Genomic DNA, 1,540 nt, shown 5'->3' on the forward strand with positions numbered 1-1,540 from the left:
CTAGGATACCATACAATCGCCTGGCTGGGTTATTTTTTTATGCAACTATTTTTCGACAAGAACTTTTCACTGTCCAGAAATATTTCATAATCCATTTAAAAGGGAAATAACCGATAAAAGTATTTTGATTGTCGTTCAAATTTCAATTTTAGAGTGGATAGTTATGTTGAAAAAGTTGCGAGTATCCCTTGTATAAGCCGTTATATGTCTTATTTTCGTGAATACATTCATTAAAAATATAGGGGGAAGGTACTTTGAAATTCAAAGCGTTAGCATTAGCCAGCATGGTGGCTTTGATCACAACGATCTCTAATGTTTCGGCTGATTACGGAACAGCACATATTATGATTGGAAAAAATGGTAATGGACCATCTTTTCAGTATTGGTTGGATTCTTCGATTAGTAGCTATGGTTATAATGATGCAATAAGTATATCCCGTACAAACTGGTCCCAGCCATCATGCTCAAATGCAAATTTATGGGAAATATCAGATGCATCAAAAGCCCAAATTAAATACTATGTTGTAGATGGAAAGTATGGACCTGGGGAATACGGTTATGCAGATTACTACAAAAGGAATACTAATGGATCTTTATCCATTGTAACTGTTGCGAGCGTTCGGAGTGGTACAAACTTTGATGTAGCTAGGATAGAATTGGAAAATAAAAATATCAATCCATTGGGTTATGCGCAAAAAGTGAAAACAACTGGACATGAAACGGGACATGCGCTAAGCTTAGACCATTTTAACAATTCGCCAGCCCATTCGGGTGATCATTGGATGAAAGCTGGGGCTATTAATTTAACTGCGCCAACAAGTACTGATACGGATCATCTATGTCAAAAATGGTAAGAGGGGAGCCAATAAGATGAAACAGAAAAGTTTATTTGTAATCACTTTAATCACTTTGACATTGGTGGCTGTTTATTTAGTTGCCGATCATTACTATGTAAAAGAGGTAGAGGCATCCCATGCTGATTACAAAGTTTATAATAGTGTAGAAGAACTGGCGCAGGATGTGCCACTTATTGTAGAGGTAACGGCAACTCCTAACACAAAGGAGTTTAAAAACGAAAATAGTGAGTATCTTGAGGGATATGCCCTTACCGAAGTAATTATCAATAAAGTACACAAGGATGACTATCACAAGATAAAAACCGAAGATAGGCTTCCTGTGATTGAACGTTTTTTTACGATGGAAAACGGGGTCTTACCGGGAAAAACGAGATATTTGGTAGAGAATTATACAGGTCTACAGGCGAAATCAAAATATCTTCTGTTTCTGACATGGTCTGAGGAGAGACAGGGATATTGGATTCAGGCCGTTCACCAAGGTAAAATAAATATAGATGGACAGGACAAGAAGGAACAGGCGGTTGAGTCCCATGAACCACGTTTTCAAGAATTGAAGAAGAGCGTCGTCCAAAAATTTGCGGAGAAACAAAAATAGCGTGTGCTTCGGGGGAGTGTAAAATAAAAGCTGGAACCTTTGAAAACGATGGAGATGGGACATACTAAACCTATCAACAATCGAATTC

At 37.7% G+C, this 1,540-nt stretch carries 2 protein-coding genes; both read left to right on the plus strand.

Features of this window, described 5'->3' with window-relative positions; translation table 11 throughout:
* Positions 1 to 254 precede the first annotated feature (254 nt).
* The gene (locus WBG83_RS22355) at positions 255 to 854 is read left to right on the plus strand and encodes a hypothetical protein (protein WP_336747597.1); all 600 of its coding nucleotides are present in this window, start codon (positions 255 to 257) and stop codon (positions 852 to 854) included.
* Between the two features lie 16 nt (positions 855 to 870).
* Positions 871 to 1,452, plus strand: coding sequence for a hypothetical protein (locus tag WBG83_RS22360; RefSeq protein WP_336747598.1), 582 nt, complete (start codon positions 871 to 873; stop codon positions 1,450 to 1,452).
* Positions 1,453 to 1,540 lie beyond the last annotated feature (88 nt).

The sequence above is a fragment of the Paenibacillus sp. y28 genome, assembly GCF_037137075.1.
Taxonomy (GTDB): Bacteria; Bacillota; Bacilli; order Paenibacillales; family NBRC-103111; genus JBBBNV01.